Annotated in this window: 19 protein-coding genes; 7 read left to right on the forward strand and 12 right to left on the reverse strand. The window is 40.3% G+C overall.

What is annotated here, in order from left to right; translation table 11 throughout:
* Positions 1–1,323, reverse strand: coding sequence for a TolC family protein (locus F5613_RS08275; protein WP_179399390.1), 1,323 nt, complete (start codon positions 1,321–1,323; stop codon positions 1–3).
* Complete coding sequence (locus tag F5613_RS08280; RefSeq protein ID WP_068178014.1) at positions 1,320–1,535, reverse strand: DUF6132 family protein; 216 nt, start codon at positions 1,533–1,535, stop codon at positions 1,320–1,322. Before F5613_RS08280 ends, F5613_RS08275 begins: the two co-directional genes overlap by 4 nt.
* Before the next feature lie 395 nt (positions 1,536–1,930).
* Between F5613_RS08280 and F5613_RS08285 the strand changes: the two genes are divergently transcribed.
* From F5613_RS08285 to F5613_RS08300, 4 genes are all read left to right on the forward strand, one after another.
* On the forward strand, positions 1,931–3,334 hold the full coding sequence (locus F5613_RS08285; RefSeq protein ID WP_079681998.1) for an amidophosphoribosyltransferase: 1,404 nt from the start codon (positions 1,931–1,933) through the stop codon (positions 3,332–3,334).
* 11 nt (positions 3,335–3,345) lie between these two features.
* Complete coding sequence (pepT, locus tag F5613_RS08290; protein ID WP_179399391.1) at positions 3,346–4,575, forward strand: peptidase T; 1,230 nt, start codon at positions 3,346–3,348, stop codon at positions 4,573–4,575.
* Positions 4,576–4,587: 12 nt separating this feature from the next.
* Positions 4,588–5,673 carry a glycine cleavage system aminomethyltransferase GcvT gene (gene gcvT, locus F5613_RS08295; RefSeq protein ID WP_068178005.1) on the forward strand — a complete coding sequence of 362 codons (1,086 nt, stop codon included), beginning with the start codon at positions 4,588–4,590 and terminating at the stop codon, positions 5,671–5,673.
* A gap of 208 nt (positions 5,674–5,881) precedes the next feature.
* Entirely contained in the window at positions 5,882–6,952 is a 1,071-nt protein-coding gene (locus F5613_RS08300; protein ID WP_179399392.1) for an acyltransferase family protein, read from the forward strand.
* 68 nt (positions 6,953–7,020) lie between these two features.
* Here F5613_RS08300 and F5613_RS08305 read toward each other — a convergent pair whose 3' ends face one another.
* The 6 genes from F5613_RS08305 to F5613_RS08330 all read right to left on the reverse strand — a co-directional run bounded on the left by F5613_RS08305 (position 7,021) and on the right by F5613_RS08330 (position 11,924).
* Positions 7,021–7,701: an MIP family channel protein gene (locus tag F5613_RS08305; RefSeq protein ID WP_179399393.1), complete on the reverse strand. Its 681-nt coding sequence runs from the start codon at positions 7,699–7,701 to the stop codon at positions 7,021–7,023.
* Between the two features lie 944 nt (positions 7,702–8,645).
* A complete protein-coding gene (locus F5613_RS08310; RefSeq protein WP_079682005.1) occupies positions 8,646–9,191 on the reverse strand; it encodes a DJ-1 family glyoxalase III in 546 nt (181 codons plus the stop codon).
* Between the two features lie 11 nt (positions 9,192–9,202).
* Positions 9,203–10,033, reverse strand: a complete 831-nt coding sequence (locus F5613_RS08315) for an energy transducer TonB family protein (RefSeq protein WP_079682006.1) — start codon at positions 10,031–10,033, stop codon at positions 9,203–9,205.
* A 6-nt stretch (positions 10,034–10,039) separates the two neighbouring features.
* Positions 10,040–10,450, reverse strand: coding sequence for an ExbD/TolR family protein (locus F5613_RS08320; protein WP_068177983.1), 411 nt, complete (start codon positions 10,448–10,450; stop codon positions 10,040–10,042).
* A 9-nt stretch (positions 10,451–10,459) separates the two neighbouring features.
* Positions 10,460–11,170, reverse strand: coding sequence for a MotA/TolQ/ExbB proton channel family protein (locus tag F5613_RS08325; protein WP_079682007.1), 711 nt, complete (start codon positions 11,168–11,170; stop codon positions 10,460–10,462).
* A 37-nt stretch (positions 11,171–11,207) separates the two neighbouring features.
* Positions 11,208–11,924, reverse strand: coding sequence for a pyridoxine 5'-phosphate synthase (locus F5613_RS08330; RefSeq protein WP_079682008.1), 717 nt, complete (start codon positions 11,922–11,924; stop codon positions 11,208–11,210).
* Between the two features lie 84 nt (positions 11,925–12,008).
* Between F5613_RS08330 and F5613_RS08335 the strand changes: the two genes are divergently transcribed.
* Together F5613_RS08335 and F5613_RS08340 are read left to right on the forward strand one after the other, a co-directional pair.
* A complete protein-coding gene (locus F5613_RS08335; protein ID WP_179399394.1) occupies positions 12,009–12,668 on the forward strand; it encodes a CBS domain-containing protein in 660 nt (219 codons plus the stop codon).
* A 10-nt stretch (positions 12,669–12,678) separates the two neighbouring features.
* Positions 12,679–13,554, forward strand: coding sequence for an NAD kinase (locus F5613_RS08340; RefSeq protein ID WP_068177970.1), 876 nt, complete (start codon positions 12,679–12,681; stop codon positions 13,552–13,554).
* A 55-nt stretch (positions 13,555–13,609) separates the two neighbouring features.
* Here F5613_RS08340 and mdh read toward each other — a convergent pair whose 3' ends face one another.
* From mdh to F5613_RS08360, 4 genes are all read right to left on the reverse strand, one after another.
* Positions 13,610–14,551, reverse strand: coding sequence for a malate dehydrogenase (mdh, locus tag F5613_RS08345; protein WP_079682010.1), 942 nt, complete (start codon positions 14,549–14,551; stop codon positions 13,610–13,612).
* Between the two features lie 147 nt (positions 14,552–14,698).
* Positions 14,699–15,883 (reverse strand): class I SAM-dependent rRNA methyltransferase, encoded by a 1,185-nt coding sequence (locus tag F5613_RS08350; RefSeq protein ID WP_179399395.1) that lies wholly within the window; start codon positions 15,881–15,883, stop codon positions 14,699–14,701.
* Positions 15,884–16,462 (reverse strand): 3'-5' exonuclease, encoded by a 579-nt coding sequence (locus tag F5613_RS08355; protein ID WP_179399396.1) that lies wholly within the window; start codon positions 16,460–16,462, stop codon positions 15,884–15,886.
* The gene (locus F5613_RS08360; RefSeq protein WP_179399564.1) at positions 16,459–17,004 is read right to left on the reverse strand and encodes a DUF5063 domain-containing protein; all 546 of its coding nucleotides are present in this window, start codon (positions 17,002–17,004) and stop codon (positions 16,459–16,461) included. The genes F5613_RS08355 and F5613_RS08360 overlap by 4 nt, the downstream gene beginning before the upstream one ends.
* 125 nt (positions 17,005–17,129) lie before the next feature.
* Here F5613_RS08360 and F5613_RS08365 point away from each other — a divergent pair, with 125 nt between their 5' ends.
* A complete protein-coding gene (locus tag F5613_RS08365) occupies positions 17,130–19,592 on the forward strand; it encodes an FtsK/SpoIIIE family DNA translocase (RefSeq protein ID WP_179399397.1) in 2,463 nt (820 codons plus the stop codon).
* Positions 19,593–19,594 lie beyond the last annotated feature (2 nt).

Below are 19,594 nucleotides of genomic sequence, written 5' to 3' on the forward strand. Positions count from 1 at the left end.
TTATTTACGATTTGTTTCTGTTAATAATTCGATATAGGCTTTCGTGACGTTTCTTTTGAATACAGATTGCGCTAATGCCAGCTCAGTCTGCGCCAATTGAGTTTGCGAACGGAGCAGATCTGTTGTAGATACCAGTCCCTCTTCATATCTGTCTTGCAGGATACGTAAGGCTTCTTTTGCCTGTTCTGCCATCTGCTCGTTTTTAGTTGTCTCCAGTCTGAGGGTCTCCAGGGCACGGGTACTTTTCATAAGTTCTGCCTTTGCCTCGTCTTTTTGCTGTTCAAGCTGATTTGTCAGCTTTTGTATCTCGTAATTGGCAATATGGATGGTCCGCTTATCGCGCATTCCGTTAAAAATATTCCATGATAACTTAACACCTACCAGATAGCTGCCTTTGTCGAATTCGGCAAACCGGGAGTCATTGTACTGATAACTTCCAAAAGCGTTCAGCTTAGGAAGAAAATTCATTTTTGCCGATTGCCTCATGAATGTCTGCGCTTCGATGGCTTTACTCATGGCAATAAAGTCGGTTCTGTGATCGTTATATGCATACTCGGAAGCAGCCGTTTCGGTAATTTTATCCACAGAATATTGTACACCTGTCTCCGTTCCCATAATCAGGCTCAGCTTATCAGAGATATCCTTGATAGAGTTTGTTGCCTGCGATAAATCGGTTTCCAACTTGCTGTTAAATACTTGTGCATCTAATAAATCGGTGCGCTGAATCAACCCTTCGTCATAAAAAGCCTGTGCTCTTTTCAATCCTTCGGCAGAGGTTGCCAACGCCCGGCTTATCACCTCCCTGGCTTCGTATGCCAAAGCAAGTTCCATGTAAGCTTGCTTTACCTGAAAGGTTACATATTCGGTGGTTCGCACCTGCTTTAATCCGGCGATTTCTTTCCCTTTTTTAGCCGCCTTACGCTGATAGATAAGATCCGGATTAACCAGAGGCATCATCATTTCAACTTTCGGACTAAAGTCTTTGGTCATATTCGGATTATTAAGAGTGGCCGGATTAAAGTCGGCTGCTGTTACGATTCCCTGTTGCAGATTGAATCCGAATGCATTCAAGGGGTTGTCTGTAAACAAGGCTGTATAGGATAAATCTACCTGAGGCATAAAAATGGCAGCCGACTGATTATATTTTTCGGAGGCAATGTTCTTGTTCAACTCCGACTCTTTCAATGTCTTGTTATTTTCTTCTGCCAGTTGAATGGCTTCATTCAATAGAAGTTTGCGAACTTCGGTCTGCGCACTTAATGTATATGATAACATTATCGCTGCTGCAAACAGACCAGCCTTACGTAATTTGGATAGTCTCATTTTGATTCCTTTTTATCTTTTTTGAACATGCTTAACAGTAAACCACCCAGTAAAGCTCCCCAGATTGTGCTCATTATGGGCGAAGAGGTAATGGGACACGTCCCGCTAACACATCCGATGTAATGCCAGTAAAGGTATCCGCCTATGGCTCCAAGTATTATTCCGATGATGGCTAATACCTGTTCTTTTAGTATTTCTCCTGCTCGTTTCATTGTTTGATATTCAATTATTGTTTATTTCCTTATTAAAATTTCTTTAGATAATATTATCCACTAGAAATATGTTGCAAAGATATATATTATTTTAATACAAACAAATTTCCAAAAGAAAATAAATGTAATAAAAATAGTTTGAACTATATTTTCTTCAAAACAGGATATAATAAGTAGCGTGGGTATTTACTTATAAAACATACTTTGGGCTTTGGAAGTTTAGTGTATCAGCTCTGACTGGGAAAGAAAAGAGTGGGGATTATGATTGCTATTTTAGAAATGATAAGAGAACGTTTTTGTTGAAAAAAGAATTGTATTATTCATTCGATTTACATTTGCTCTAAACCGATTTTAATTACCTTTGTGACCTATATAATCGTAAACAACAAAAGACAATGGGTGGTTTTTTTGGAACAATTTCTAATTCGGCTTGTGCTACAGACCTTTTTTACGGCACAGACTATAATTCTCACTTAGGAACTCGCAGAGGCGGGATGGTTACAAATAATAACGGTGTTTTTATCCGGTCGATTCATAACTTGGAAAACTCTTACTTCAGAACCCGGTTTGAAAGTGAATTGAATAAGTTTGAAGGTAATTCCGGAATCGGGATTATAAGCGACACGGATGCGCAACCTATCTTTGTTAATTCTCATTTGGGTAAATACGCTCTGGTTACCGTAGCCAAAGTTAATAATATGAAGGAGCTTGAAACCGAGCTTCTGTTAAAGGGATGCCACTTTTCCGAATTGAGTTCGGGTATGACCAATCAGACGGAGTTGATTTCTTTATTGATATCCCAGGGAAAAACTTTTGTTGAGGGAATAGAACTGGTGTACGAGAAAATAAAAGGTTCTTGTACGATGCTGATTCTTACGGAAGAGGGTTTGATTGCTGCCCGGGATAAATGGGGGCGTACACCTTTGCTTATTGGGAAAAAAGAGGGGGCATATGCGGCTACAAGCGAGCCTTGCAGTTTTCCGAATCTTGATTTTGAACTCGAATATAATGTAGGTCCCGGTGAGGTTGTTTTTCTTACCCCCGACACAATGACGCAGCTTCGTAAACCAAATGAAAAGATGCAGGTTTGTTCCTTCCTATGGGTCTATTATGGTTATCCGGTTTCCGATTACGAAGGAGTGAACGTTGATCATGTTCGCTTTGCAAGCGGAAGGGCCATGGCAAAGAAAGACAATGTGGAGGCCGATTATGTTTCCGGTATTCCTGATTCAGGTATCGGAATGGCTTTGGGATATGCCGAAGGAAAGCAGATTCCTTACCGTCGTGCCATCGTAAAATATACACCTACATGGCCAAGAAGTTTTACTCCATCCAATCAGATGGTACGAAATCTGGTGGCTAGAATGAAACTGATCCCTAACCGCCAGCTTCTTAAAGATAAAAGAGTTGTTTTTTGTGATGATTCGATTGTTCGGGGTACTCAGTTACGCGACAACGTAAATATTCTTTATGGTTACGGAGCTAAAGAGGTCCACATGCGTATCGGATGTCCTCCTATTATGTATTCGTGTCCCTTCCTCGGATTCTCTGCTTCTAAATCGGATCTCGAACTTATTGCCCGCCGAATTGTTAAAGAACTGGAGGGTGATGAAAACAAAGACCTGGATAAATATTCGACTACAGGCAGCGAACAGTATAACAAACTGGTGGAATGTATCCGGGAGAAGCTTAATATAACCACTCTTAAATTCAATACAGTTGAAGATTTAATTGAATCCATCGGCTTGCCTAAAGAGTGCGTTTGTACGCATTGTTACGACGGCTCAAGCTGTTTTTAAATACATATATTATGGGACTAACAGTAACAGACAGATTTTTGAAATACGTAACGTTCGATACAAAATCGAGCGAAGAGACAGGAACAACTCCCAGTACGCCGGGGCAACGGGTTTTTGCCGAAGCATTGGTAAATGAGCTTGAGGCTTTGGGATTGGAAGATATCTCAATTGATGAACATTCGTACGTAATGGCCACATTGCCGTCTAATACGGATAGTGAAGAAACTCCTGTCATCGGTTTTATCGCTCACCTGGATACAAGTCCGGATATGTCCGGCAAAGACGTGAATCCACGTATCGTTTCGTATCAGGGAGGAGATATTATCTTGAATAAAGAGGATAATGTTGTCCTTTCGCCGGCTATGTTTCCGGAGTTGAACGACTACGTAGGACAGGAACTGATTGTTACTGATGGGAAAACATTGCTTGGAGCCGACGATAAAGCCGGAGTGGCAGCCATTATGGGGGCAATGCAATATCTTAAGGAACATCCGGAAATAAAGCACGGAAAGATTCGTATCGGCTTTACTCCGGATGAAGAGATTGGTCAGGGTGCCGATCATTTTGATGTGGCAAAATTTGGTTGCCAATGGGGGTATACCATTGACGGCGGACAAATAGGAGAGCTGGAGTTTGAAAACTTTAATGCTGCCGGAGCTAAAATAATCTTTAAAGGTCTTAATGTTCATCCCGGATATGCGAAGGATAAAATGGTGAATGCCTCTTTGTTGGCTCTTGATTTTGCTTCATGGCTTCCTTCTGCTCAAAGACCTGAGAATACAACCGGTTATGAAGGATTTTTCCATCTCACAAATATGACCGGCTCGGTAGAGGAAGCTACGCTTTCTTACATTGTACGCGATCATGAGAGGAACTTGTTCGAACAGAAGAAGCAGCTCCTACAATTGTTGGTGGACCGTATGAATGGAATGCATCCCGAAAGTACCCGCCTGGAAATACGGGATCAGTATTATAATATGCGTGAAGTAGTGGAGCCTCAAAAGCACATTATCGATATAGCCTTTGAGGCGATGACTGCCGTAGGTGTTAAGCCTTTAGTGAAACCTATACGCGGAGGAACGGATGGAGCTCGTTTATCCTTTATGGGATTACCATGCCCTAACATCTTTGCCGGGGGACTTAACTTCCATGGCAGATATGAATTCCTGCCTGTAAAATCGTTGGAGAAAAGTATGGAAACTATCATTAAAATAACTGAGTTAACCGCTCAGAAATCTTAAATTACATATAACATGAAAACAACGCCATTTACCGATGTGCACATTGCTCTTGGAGCCAAGATGCATGAGTTTGCCGGTTTTAACATGCCTATCGAGTATACCGGAATTATCGACGAACACCTTACCGTTTGTAACGGGGTAGGAGTTTTTGATGTGTCTCACATGGGTGAGTTTTGGGTGAAAGGACCGAAAGCTCTCGAATTTATTCAGGGTATCACATCCAATGATGCTTCCGTTTTGCCCTTGGGCAAAGCACAGTATACCTGTTTCCCAAATGAAACGGGTGGTATAGTAGATGACTTGCTGGTATATCATTATGAGCCCGAAAAATATCTGCTGGTTGTTAATGCCGGAAATATAGCTAAGGATTGGGAGTGGTGTGTATCTCATAATAGCGTGGGAGCAGAATTGGAAAACTCTTCTGATCGTACTGCCCAGCTTGCTATACAGGGACCAAAGGCTACGGAAGTGCTGCAACGGCTTACTTCGGTCGATCTTTCGGCAATTCCTTATTATAGCTTTACAACTGGTGAATTTGCCGGATGTAAGAATGTGATTATTTCGAATACAGGCTATACCGGTGCCGGCGGTTTTGAGCTTTACTTTTACAATGAGGATGGCATGAAGATTTGGAATGCCATATTTGAAGCAGGCAAACCGGAAGGCATTAAACCTATTGGTCTGGGTGCAAGAGATACACTTCGCTTGGAAATGGGATTCTGCCTGTATGGTAACGATCTGGACGATACTACTTCTCCTATTGAAGCTGGACTGGGTTGGATTACCAAGTTTGCAGAAGGTAAAGATTTTACGAACCGGGCTTATCTTGAAAAGCAAAAAACTGAAGGAGTAACCCGCAAGTTGTGTGCTTTTGAATTGTCCGACAAAGGTGTTCCTCGTCACGGATATGAAATAGCTGATGCAAACGATCAGATTATCGGCGTTGTAACATCAGGAACAATGTCGCCTGTTCTTAAATCTGGAATTGGTATGGGATATGTCAAACCTGAGTTCGCTAAAGTGGGTACCGAAATCTTTATTAAAGTTAGAAACAGAAGTCTGAAAGCAACTGTGGTGAAGACTCCGTTCAGAAAGTAATTGAAAGGAATTTGTGAAATTCTTTTATTGTACTTATATATGATTTAATCCTGTATGTTATAGTCAAAGGCGATTCTCTTTGTGGAATCGCCTTTTTGCGTTTTATGCTTTCTCTATATACACATCTTTATTCCTTTTTATTGGAATAAGACTAAAACAGCGTAATCTGCGTTATATCAATTACCATCAACGAATAAATAACAGAGGAATGTCACATTCGGATTTGCAATCGGATACCATCCATTTTCTTAGATTCCCATTGATAGTAGGCGTTGTCTTTATTCACGCCCACCTGTCTTCCGATTTTGTTAATATAACGGCCTCAGATTATCCGGTTTTCTATGTCGTGAATGAATTCGTTTCTAATATTCTAGTCAGAGTATCTGTTCCTCTTTTTTTCTTCTTTTCCGGTTTTCTGTTTTATTATAAAACTGATTTCAATGGCATTACCTATGCTAAAAAGGTAAAGAGCCGGATACAGTCCCTTCTTATACCTTATCTGATATGGAATATATTCCTGTTAGCGCTATACTACTTTGCTCAGAAAATACCAGACATCAATGCCCTGTTTTCTGGAGAAAAAGAACGGATTGCCGATTTCTCTGTGGTTGATTATTTACATGCATTTGGGATTGGCAGCGATTTTCCAATCAATTACCAATTTTGGTTCTTAAGAGATCTTATTATTCTGGTGGTGGCTGCTCTTTTGATTTTCTATTTTATAAGGAGCACTAAAGGTTACGGAATTCTTCTTTTAGGGGTTCTTTGGCTATTTGAAGATAGATTGCCCTATAATCTGTTTCTATTGAGTTCGTTGTTCTTTTTTGGATCAGGAGCTTTTTTTAGCATAAGCAAGACTGATTTTACGCAGGTTTTCGGTAAGATATATTATCCGGTAGTTCTATTATATCCGTTAATGGCAATCTGTGATCTCTTACTGATGGATCAACCATATGCTGTCTACTTACATAAAGCGACTGTTGTTGTTGGAGGAATTTGTTTGATATCGGTTGTATCCATCTGGTTAAAAAGAGGGATGAAAGTAAATAATACACTTTCTTCGGCCAGTTTTTTCGTTTTTGCAATGCATGAGCCCGGCTTAAAACTAATAAAGAAACTTGCTGTTTTACAGCTCCCACATTCGGAGTTGGTGCTATTGTTAATTTATTGGGGTGCTCCTGTTCTTATGATTCTTATTTGTATTGCATTGTACAAAATTTTAAACACCCGATTTCCCGCATGCATGAAAGTCGTGACAGGAAATAGGTCGGGTGTTTAAGATAGCGCTCTTACTTCATTCATTGCCACATATTCTCTTATTAAGAATATCGCTAATTGAAGTAGTCATTATTTTACCGCTTTTTCATTGCTTTCGAAGTATTTCCAGACAATGGCGGAGATGGCTGCTCCTATAAAAGGTGCAACAATGAAAAGCCATAACTGCGTTAATGCGATTCCTCCTCCAACTAAAGCCGGACCTATACTTCGTGCCGGATTTACTGAAGTTCCGGTTATTGGAATACACACAATGTGGATTAAAACCAAAGTAAGTCCGATTGCCAGTCCACCAAATCCTTCGGGGGATTTTTTGCTTGTGGCTCCAAGAACCACTAAAACAAAGATAAAGGTGAATACGGTTTCAGTAATAAAGGCCGGAATGAGATTCCCTTCGGCAAAGCTGTTTGCTCCATAGCCACTTAAGCCCATTCCGGATGAGATTGATAATAGGATAAACGATCCCAATAGTGCTCCGATCACCTGAAAAAGCATGTATAAGACAGCTTCGTTAACTTTTATCCTTCCGGCCAGTAAAACCCCTAAAGTAATGGCTGGATTGATATGACAACCAGATATTCCGCCAATGGCATAAGCCATAGCTACAACAGAGAGCCCGAAGGCAATTGCGACACCAAGTGTTCCAACGCCGCTTCCAACAGCTTCAGCTGCCCCTCCGGCAATTACTGCACTCCCGCATCCCATAAGGACGAGGACCATCGTACCAATCATTTCTGCGATGTACTTTTTCATGTCTTTTTATTTAAAGGTAAAACAAAGAGAAAAAAATAGGATAGAAAAGAAATAGTGTAAAATAGATATGCCCTTCCGGATTATTGGAAGGGCATAAAGTGTGTTGTTACTGAGTCACAGCAAATATACAGCTAGATTTCTTTAGTTGTATTCCCGAAGATAAGATTGTCTTTTTTTTGTATTTGTTTTGTCTAAGAATTAATAGTTGGAGTATTCAGAATGCATAACATTCTGAAGTGGTAAAACTCATCCACGCATGCATCTCTGATTTTGGTTGGGTGCTTATCATCGAAAAAGCTATTCAGTACGAGTCATTCTTTATTAGATTGGATGAAAAAAGATATATCTTTCGAGGCAAAAAGTATATACTTTTTGAACAATTAGTACTAACAAATTGTGCAATATGTTTTACTTGCACCATTTCTAATTTTATTTTGCAAAAAAATCCTTCACATCCTTCACTATTTGATGTAGTGTGCACTTTATCAGATAGATACCGGAGTTGCGGAGGCGAATATCCTTCACTTTTTATCAGATATCTTTCACTTTTTGTTTCACCTGGTAGGATTATCCTTCACCCACGATGCTTTTGGGGATTCATATCTTGTATAAAGAATCGGATAAACTATCCGGATTGTGTATTGCACAATGTTTTTCCGAAAGGACTATTTCATTTAGTTTTGAAACTTCTTTAGCGGACAGCTTAGTCAACAACACCAAAGGTTGTAACAAAATTACATCGGCAAAAATCTTAGACAACTCAGCCTTCTACTTACTTTTAACAATTCTGATACCCAATATCTCAGCCATTCGAATCAGATCTTCTTTGGTGTTTATGAGAAGCATCTGGCTCAATGGTCGTTCTTTGTATATCATATTTATACTTCTAATAATGTGGATGAGTTGCCAAAAAAAGAAAATCAATTATTTAATTATTTTCTGTATTACAGCAGTAAACCGGATGCAACTTCTTCTGCAACAGCATCTCCCTTAAGAGCTTTAAGTATGGATAGTGCAAAATGAAATACAAGTCCGGGACCTTTGCCTGTAATTACATTGCCATCCACTTCAACCGGACCTCCGGACGGAGTGGCTTCAATAAGTTTAGGCTCAAATCCGGGATAACAGGTAACCGATTTGCCCCGTAATAAACCTAAACCGCCTAAAACCAAAGGAGCAGCGCATATGGCCGCGATAACTTTACCCTCTTTGTATTGGTTTATAAGTAATTCTTTCAGTGGAACATGAGCATTCAGGTTTGTCGCTCCGGGCATTCCTCCGGGTAAAATAAATGCATCAAAATCGTTGTAATCCATTTCATTGAATAGAACATCCGATTTCATAGAGATCCCGTGGGCACCTGTAATTGTTTTAGATCCTGTGATAGAAGAAATAGTAACATCAATACCACCCCTGCGTAATACGTCGATCGTACCGATTGCTTCAATCTCCTCAAAGCCTGTGGCTATAAAAACAACTGCTTTTTTCATATTAAATCAAATTATCTAAGTGAATATCGGTAAGTGATACTTCCACTTTGGTTATTACTTCCGGAAATACTATTAAATTTAGCTCTTCTGGCTGCTTCCAGAGCACTTTTTCTCATAGAAGCATTATCAATATTTGTCCCTTTGCCAATTTCTGCAAAAATCACATTTCCTTTCGGGTCTACTGTTATGTTTATAACAATACGGCCTTCTTCTTGTATTGTGTAAGCTGGACGGGGTAAACCACCGGCGCCGATCGAACGGCCATTCAGTGAAAACGAACCATAACCTCCTACACCATCGTTTGCTCCGTGGTCTGAGTTTCCAAAAGGACTTCCCTGATTTCCAGATCCGGTTTCTCCTGAACCCTGACTACTACCAGCGGCACTCCCGGCACCAAAAGCACCGGCAACTTTGTTTTTGATAGCAAGTTCTTTTTGACGTTGGGCATCTGCCAAGCGTTGTTGTTCTAATTTTTCCTTTTGGATGCGATCCTGTTCACGTTTGATGGCTTCCTCTTTCTTCCTTTGTTCTTCCTTTTTCTTTTTTGCTTCTGCAAGAGCAACGCTTTCTTCCACATCCTGAGTAACAAGTTCCTCTTTTGCTGTTTCTACAGCAGGCGTAGGTGGAGGAGGGGGAGTTGTTTCTTCCATAGGCTCCTGCCCGGTATTTAGCGGCTCGAATGTACCGGCGGCCTCGTCAACATTGCCGAAGTTTACCAGTACGCCGCTATCCTCTTCCGGAACTACCGTGCTAAGAATTGTCAGCGATAAAACCAACAATATCAGCAGGTGAAATCCAACGGAACCTAATAGGCTATATAGATCATCTTTATTAAATTTCATACCTTTTTATCTTTGCGGACGGGTAGCAAGCACCATTTTGAATTTATTCGCGTTCGCAATGTTCAGAATTTTTACAATCTCTTTATAAGGAACAGTTTCGTCGGCATACAAGGCCACAAACATCTCAGGTTCCTTCGAATAGCTTTCCTGTAAAAAGGGAGTGATTTCATCGTAACTTACCTGTACTTCCCGTTGATTTCCAAAGGCAACATAATAATTTAATCCCGCGTCGATGGTAAGTCTGGTAAGCGGTTTTGCTGCAGTCTGCTTCTGCGACTGTGGCAACGTGACTTTTATCGCGTTTGGAATTACAACCGTACTTGATATCATAAAGAAAATCAGCAGCAGGAAGATAACATCTGTCATCGACGCCATACTGTAGTTTTCATTTATTTTTGTTCTTCTTTTTAATGCCATGGTTGAATGTTAATTAGCTGGTTCGTTCAACAAGTCCATAAACTCCATGGTACGAGCTTCCATTTTGTTTACAACATTATCTACTTGCGAAACCAGGTAGTTGTAAGCAAATAAAGCTATAATACCAACAACCAATCCTCCAACAGTAGTAACCAGGGCTTCATAAATACCTCCTGAAAGCAGAGATACATCTACGTTCGTACCAGCATTAGCCATATCGAAAAAGGCTCGTACCATACCTGTAACAGTACCTAAAAATCCTAACATAGGGGCTCCGGCAGCAGTAGTCGCTATTAAAGGAAACCCTTTCTCAAGTTTGGCGATCTCCAGATTACCAACGTTTTCAATCGCTACAAGTACGTCGTTCATAGGACGGCCCAGGCGGCTTATGCCTTTCTCAATCATCCGTGCTGAAGGTGTATTCATGCTTCTGCATAACTTTAAGGCAGAATCTACTTTACCTTCATGTATATAGTCTTTAATACGATTCATAAAAGTTTCATCCTCTTTTCCGGCGCGGCGGATAACCATTAGCCGTTGGATAAAAATATATGTGGCAATTAATGATAGTACCAATAGTACGATCATAATCCATCCCCCTTTAATAGCAAGGTCTATGATGTTGATTTGTGCTTCTGTTGGAACAGTTACACCTGTTAGATCAGGCATTTGTTCTGCGGTTTGAGAGGCTACTGATTGTAATGAAAGTAAGATGCTCATGTGTTTCTACTTTATGGTTTAGTAATAATTAAAAGTCCTATTGCTGTAAACAGGCTTTGTAAAGAGAAATTGTTTGTTGCAATCCAAAATAAAGGGCATCGCAGATAAGTGCATGCCCGATGGACACTTCTTCTATCCAGGGAATACATTTGCTGAAGTATGCCAGATTTTCAAGGCTTAAGTCATGACCTGCATTAACTCCCAATCCCAATCCTTTGGCATATTGAGCCGCTTCAATAAACGGAGCGATAGCATTTTCTTTATTTATCGGATAGTTTGTAGCATAAGGCTCAGTATATAATTCGATCCTGTCGGCTCCTGTTTTAGCAGCAAACGAGATATTTTCAAGATCAGTCCCTACAAAGATTGAAGTGCGGATGCCATTCGAATTAAATGTATCTGCAAGTTCGCTAAGAAGTTCAAAATTGGATTTTACATCCCATCCGGCATTCGATGTAATTGCATCCGGACTGTCCGGAACCAACGTAACTTGCGTTGGTTTTACCTTAAGAACGAGGTCAACGAATTTTTCGCAGGGGTATCCTTCAATATTAAACTCTGTTTTAATAAGAGGCTTTAGTCCGTATACATCCGAGTATCGTATATGTCGTTCGTCCGGACGAGGATGGACTGTGATGCCTTGTGCCCCAAATTTCTCGCAGTCCTGAGCAACTGTTAGTATATTGGGCATATTACCTCCACGTGCATTACGAATGGTGGCAACCTTATTAATATTTACACTTAAATTTGTCATTGTTTGTATATTCTTCTTCTTACTTTCGCTACATTTGCAAAAAGTTCCTGCAAATTTAATAGTATTTAGGGAATTAACAGAACAATGTTGGTAAAAGATTTCTTAACAAAAGACATTCCCGTGTTAAAAAGTTTTGATACGGTTGAATATGGATTAGGATTAATGGATGACTTTAAAATCAAGCATCTTCCTCTCACGGAGGATGGTTTGTATCGTTGTCTGGTATCCGAAAAAGAATTGTTATCTCTAACCGGTAGTAATTCTACGGTTGGAGAGGCAGTCGTTTTTGCACCATCAGTAACGGAAAACGGCCATTTGCTTGAGGCCTTGTCTCTTGTTGCAAGATATAGATTGAGCTTTTTACCGGTGATATCTCAGACTGGCGAATATATGGGCGGACTCACTGCCGATCGTCTGTTAAATGCATTGTCTGATACAACGCATGCTGAATCAGAAGGAAGTATCGTTATGCTGGAGATGCTCCCGCAGGATTATTCACTTTCAGATATTGCCCGTGTCATAGAATCAAATCATGCCCATGTATTGAGCTTGCTATCCCATATGGATAGTATTACGGGAAGACTTATCATCTCAATTAAAATAGATTTGGAAGATGCTTCTCCTGTTATACGTAGTTTCGAACGATTCAACTACACTGTTCTCTTTTATTTTATGAAAAAAGGTATGGTCGACGATTTACTTGAGCAGCGAATGAGCGAATTAATGTACTACATCAACATGTAATTATCACCCTATGAAAGTTGGCGTATTTGGGAGCGAATATCAGGAAGAAAAGCAAAATGTGATTAAGCGGCTTTTTGAGAAACTGATCGAAAAGGAGGCGGAAATTTATGTGGATTATCGTTTTCATATCTTTCTGACGGATGTTTTGAATTACAGTCCGCCCATTAAGGGTGAGTTGTTTGATGATGATTTCGACCTGGATGTAGCATTGAGTGTAGGGGGAGACGGAACATTCCTACGTACGGCGGCCCGTGTAAATAAGCAGGATATACCCATTTTAGGGATTAATACCGGGCGGTTAGGCTTTTTGGCCGATGTATCTAATAATGAATTGGAAGATACCTTGGAAGAGCTTTTTAAAAACTATTATAAAATTGAAGAGCGAACCTTGTTACGGCTTCATACAGAAGAAAGGGCATACCGGGGTTATAATTACGCATTAAATGAAATTGCCATCTTGAAGAGAGATACCTCTTCAATGATTACGATCCATACCTCATTGAATAATGAGTATCTTGCTTCTTATGAAGCAGACGGACTTGTAATTGCTACTCCAACAGGTTCTACGGCTTATTCCATGAGTGTAAACGGACCAATAATCATTCCTCAAAGTAACAGCATGGTTTTAAGTCCGGTTGCTCCCCATAGTCTTAATGTGAGGCCATTGGTAATACCAGATACTTATGTTATAACCTTAGGGGTTGAGAGCAGAAGTAAGAATTTCCTTATAGCCTTGGATGGCAGGTCGGAAGTTTTTCCTACAGGCATCGAATTAATTATAAGCAAAGCCGACTATACAACGAAGGTTATCAAACGATACAACCATACATTCTATAAAACCCTGCGTGATAAATTAATGTGGGGAGCAGATGTCAGGATGAAATAAAAAAAGGGAAGTGTTGATGCACCTCCCTTTTTTAGTATAAATTCTGTTCTGATAATTAAAGAACATTGATTTCTTTCAATACATCGTTTGTTTTGCGTACAGCATCTGCACTGGCAACGAACAATGCTTTTTCGGCTGCATTAAGTTCTACTTCAACGATTTTTTCAACACCATTGCGACCAATGATTGTTGGAACACCGATACAGATGTCGTTTTGACCATATTCGCCTTCAAGAGCAACACAAGAAGGAATAAGTTTCTTCTGGTTTTTGATGATTGATTCAACAACGAAAGCACCAGCAGCACCCGGAGCATACCATGCAGATGTACCCAATAAACCAGTCAGTGTAGCACCACCTACCATTGTAGCTTTAACTACCTTTTCTAATTCTTCGGCACTCAACAATTCGCTTACAGGAATACCTTTGTAAGTAGCAAGGCGAGCCAAAGGAATCATAGTAGTATCACCGTGACCACCAATTACCATACCTTCAACTTCGTTTGCATTGCAACCTAAAGCCTGAGACAGATAATATTTGAAACGAGAGCTATCCAAAGCACCACCCATACCGATGATACGGTTTTTAGGAATACCTAACGACTTAAGAGATAGATACGTCATTGTGTCCATAGGGTTAGAAATAACCACGATGATGGCATTTGGAGAATATGTAAGAACGTTGGTAGCTACGCTTTTAACAATGCCTGCGTTAACGCCGATCAACTCTTCGCGAGTCATACCAGGCTTACGTGGAATACCAGATGTGATAACCACAACGTCTGAATTGGCTGTTTGAGCATAGTCGTTTGTGCAACCTACTACTGTTGAATCGAAACCAAGCAATTGAGCAGTCTGCATCATATCCATTGCCTTACCTTCTGAAACGCCTTCTTTTACATCAAGCATTACAATTTCATCAGCTACTTCATTGAATGCAAGAACATTTGCGCATGTAGCACCTACGTTACCGGCGCCAACAACTGTTACTTTAGACATAATAAATAATTTTTATTGTTTTACGAAATAAAATCCATCTCTATTTGAACCGACACAAAGTTACAATCTCTTTGTGAATTAAAGAAATATTTCCATATATATTTCTGCTCCAAACTTCATAAAAAATATGAACCCCAAACAGAATTATTATTCAACGTGCAACACTAAACCTTTAAGATATTCACCTTCGGGATGATAGATGTTTATAGGATGGTCGGCTGGTTGAGTAAGCTGATGCAATATCCGTACGTTACGGCCCGATTGAGCTGCCGCACTGAATACAGCCAAACGGAAATTCTCTTTGCTTACAACCTGAGAGCAGGAGAAGGTAAAGATGATACCGCCTGGTTTGATTTTCTCAAAGGCAATCGCATTAAGTTTTCTGTATCCTTGCAGAGCGTTACGTAAAACATCCTTATGTTTTGCGAAAGCTGGAGGGTCCAGAATGATCAAGTCGTAATTGCTGCCCATTTTTTCCAAATATTTGAAGGCATCTTCGGCATAAGCCTCGTGCCGGGGATCATTTGGGAAATTAGCCTCCACATTTTTATTTGTTAAAGCAATAGCTCTGGCCGAACTGTCTACCGAGTGAACCACTTTTGCACCGCCCCGCATGGCATAAAAAGAAAAGCCTCCGGTGTAACAGAACATGTTAAGCACAGATCTGTCTTTCGCATATTGTTGTAACAACGTACGATTTTCACGTTGGTCTACAAAGAAGCCTGTTTTCTGCCCCTTAAGCCAGTCAACATAAAACTTCAATCCGTTTTCGACGGCTATTTCTTCAATTTCGCCGCCATATAAATAACCATCCTCTGTTCCCAGGTTTGCCTTGAAAGGTAAGGTGGATTCGGATTTGTAATAAACATTACGTAAGCTTTCTCCCATTACCTTTTTCAGAGCTTCCACTATGATTGATCTGGCATGATGCATTCCAACGGAATGCGCTTGTACTACAGCTGTATGAGCGTAAACATCAATTACCAATCCGGGCAGATTATCCCCTTCTCCATGAATCAAACGATACGTGTTGTTGTAATCAGTACCAGCCAAACCTAATGATTTCCGAATGGAATAAGCTACTTCAATCCGCTCTACCCAGAAATGGATGTCGATAGGTATTTGCTTGAAAGAGAGTATGCGTACGGCAATGCTACCTATCTGGTAGTGCCCCAATGCCAGAAACTGGTTGTTTGATCCAAAAATCTCTACGATGTCTCCTTCGGCAGGTTTTCCCTGGATGGATTGTATCGCGCCCGAGAATACCCACGGATGAAAACGTAACAACGATTCTTCCTTTTTGGGTTTGAGAATAACTTTGCAATAGTTCATTTATAATGCTTTCAATTGTTTGTAAATTTTAAGGCAGGCCCAGGCGTCCAATGAAGCGTACTTCTTTTGCCCTTCAGACAAAATATCTGCTTCCCAATTACTGAGACGTTGACCCTTTGATATTTTTTTATTGAAAATGATTGCATAAATCTTTTGCAGGCTCGCATCTTTTATGCCATACTTTCCAACGTAATTTTGCAGATCCAGAAATCCTTTTGGTTCAAGTTTGCTCCGTTTCTGAATAGCATTAAAGTCATCTCTTAGTGAAAGTCCGATTTTTTGAATGGACGCATCAGATAAAAAATGTTCCAACGCCTCTGGGATTCCAATATGATTTAGCCTGAAAAGAAAACAGGTATCTTCCGTTGATATTTGCATCAGGGATATTTTATTAGATTGCCCTTTTCTAAAATTTGGTCTGGTCTCCGTATCAAAACCAACTTCCTTGAATGTAGAGAGATAAGATATTGCTTTTTCAGTATCCCTTTCCGTATCTACAACAATCACCCTGCCAGGAAATTCCTCGATGGGTAACAGAGACAAATCTTCTTTATTTATGGTTTGTAAAAAATCCATCATACCTCCTCGTTGATCGCTAAATTAGTCTCCTCGTCATATCTGATAGCATGTAATGCCTTCAGAGCGTTTAATAATTGCTGACCCCAAAACTTCTGAAAGTTTTCGCGACATAATCCAACAGCTTCAGCCATTACCTCCTCATTCCCTTGCCTGAAAACCGATACGAAATTACCTGTATCCTGGTATACATCTGCAAGATTCTCTGAAATGAATGCCGCAACCGGGGTGTCACTATATTGCATGTCCGGATGAAAGGTTTCCAGATAGGTATCACTTTCGCCTAGTAGCGTCGCAATTTGGTTACGTACCAATTCGTACATATCCTCAGTAACTGTAAATTCGGGTTCAATCTCCTCTGTTTCTTCAATTTCAGGTAAAAGTGAAGCTTTAATATAGAGCAGAGGCAATAATTTGGTTGCCTTGTCTGTAAATTCAAAACTGGATAATTTACCTGCAGATTCAACAAAAGAACAGAACTCAAGTGCAACTGTTACAAATTCAATGGTATTCCTGTTATAAACAGGACTGTTTTCGTTCTCCATACGCTCTTGTTCGTTCAACGTCTAAATATAATTTGCAAAAATAGGAAATAATTATTTCCCTATCACACTTTGTTTTTATTACTTTTGCATTGTGAGATAAAATAGATCTCTTAATTTAGAATTTTATGGCAAAAAAGAGCAATACGAAGCAAACAACTGTTACACCTGGTTTCTTTACTTTACTAAAGGAGTTCTTTACCAATGAACGTACCCGTTTTATAAGCGGGCTGATTATATCCTTTGTTACAGTATATGTAGGCCTTTCACTTATATCCTTTTTCTTTACAGGAGGGATTGATCAAAGTAAAATTGACAATGTACCATTGGGGGATTTAGTGTTGAACAAGGGTTCTGTTTCAAACTGGACGGGGGTGAGAGGTGCGTATTTAGCTGATTTACTAATGAATCGCTGGTTTGGAATCTCCTCTTTTGTCATTTTATTCTTTTTAGGATCCTTGGGAGCCAAGCTGATGAATCTAAACAATGTATCGTTACTAAGACGTTTTATATTCAGTGCTACGTTATTGATCTGGGGATCTCTGTTTTTTGCTTTTGTCTTTTTAAAAGGATATGAAGACACTTTTATTTATCTGGGGGGGCAACACGGATATTACCTTTCCGAAAAAATGATTAACAATATAGGGGTACCCGGGACTTTCCTTTTTATTTTGGGAACCTTTCTTATTATAGCTGTCTTTTGCAGCAAGAGGACAATTCCATTTCTTCAGAAATTATTCTCGTTCTCTTGGTTCAGAGAACGATTTGATAGAAAGAAAACTTCTATGTCTGGAACAGTGGAAGAAGAATCCGGAGACTTAATTGCCGAATTTGATACGGAGAAGGAGTTGGAGGAGGCCGAATCTCAATTTGAAAACAAAGCTCCTGCCGAAAAAACTGTTCGTCTTACCTATGCAGACGCGATTGAAGAAGATTCCTTCGAGATTAATGTACCTCAGGGAGAGGAGGTTTACGAGAGTTTTGCAGAACCTGTCCGGCCGTCGGAAGTGGTAGATGATGTGTTATTTACCATAGATGTTCCTACTGGAGACGACGACGTGTATGATGGCTCGTCAATGGGAGAGTACGATCCTAAACTTGATCTTTCGCAATACCGGTACCCGACTACCGACTTACTAAAAAAATACGATGTTGGAGATCATCAGGTGGATATGGAAGAGCAAAAAGCAAACCAGACACGTATTAAAACAACGCTTGAGAACTTTGGTATCAACATTGCCTCAATTAAAGCGACTGTAGGACCTACGCTTACGCTGTATGAAGTAATTCCCGAAGCAGGTGTCCGTATTTCCAAAATCAGAAATCTGGAAGATGATATTGCATTAAGTTTGTCGGCCTTAGGGATCCGTATCATTGCTCCCATGCCAGGGAAAGGAACTATTGGTATTGAAGTGCCTAATAAAGATCCTCAGATTGTATCTATGCAATCTGTCATTGCATCCCGCAAGTTCCAGGAGTGCAAATACGATCTACCGGTTGCATTAGGTAAGACTATCACCAACGAAATTTACATGTTCGATCTTTGTAAAATGCCTCACCTTCTGGTTGCCGGGGCCACCGGACAAGGTAAATCTGTTGGTCTGAATGCTATTATCACGTCATTGCTTTATAAGAAACATCCTTCAGAATTGAAGTTTGTCCTGGTCGATCCCAAAATGGTTGAATTTAGTATCTATTCTGAGATCGAGCGGCATTATCTGGCCAAGTTGCCTGATGCTGATAAGGCCATCATCACCGATTTTACGAAGGTGATCCAGACATTGAATTCGCTTTGTAAAGAGATGGACGACCGGTACGATCTGTTGATGAAAGCCCATACCCGAAACATAAAGGAGTACAATGAAAAATTTATTAAAAGACGCCTGAATCCGGAAAAGGGGCATAAATACATGCCTTATATTGTGGTGATTATAGACGAGTTTGGAGATTTGATCATGACTGCAGGAAAAGAAATAGAACTTCCTATTGCACGTATTGCTCAGAAAGCCAGAGCTGTAGGTATTCATATGGTGATTGCCACCCAGCGTCCTTCAACCAATATTATCACCGGAACCATTAAAGCGAACTTCCCGGCACGTTTAGCTTTCAGGGTATCCTCTATGATTGACTCGCGTACCATTTTAGATTCGCCGGGTGCTAATCAGCTTATTGGACGAGGTGACCTTCTTTTCTCGCAGGGTAACGACATGATTCGAGTTCAGTGTGCGTTTGTAGATACCCCCGAAGTTGAACAAGTAGCCTCATTTATCGGTTCACAACAAGGATATCCCACGGCATTCCAGTTACCCGAATACGTTGGTGAAAATGATGGAGATAAAATGCCCGGAGCCGTTGACTTGTCAGATCGTGATCCTCTGTTTGATGAAGCTGCCCGTTTGTTGGTTATTCAGCAACAAGGATCTACCTCTCTAATCCAGCGTAAGTTTGCCATTGGCTACAATCGCGCCGGTCGTTTGATGGATCAGCTCGAAGCCGCAGGGATTGTGGGCCCGTTTGAAGGAAGTAAAGCCAGACAAGTACTGATACAAGATGAATATAATTTAGAACGTCTTTTAAATTCACTTAAATAGAC

The organism is Macellibacteroides fermentans, from assembly GCF_013409575.1.
Classification (GTDB): domain Bacteria; phylum Bacteroidota; class Bacteroidia; order Bacteroidales; family Tannerellaceae; genus Macellibacteroides; species Macellibacteroides fermentans.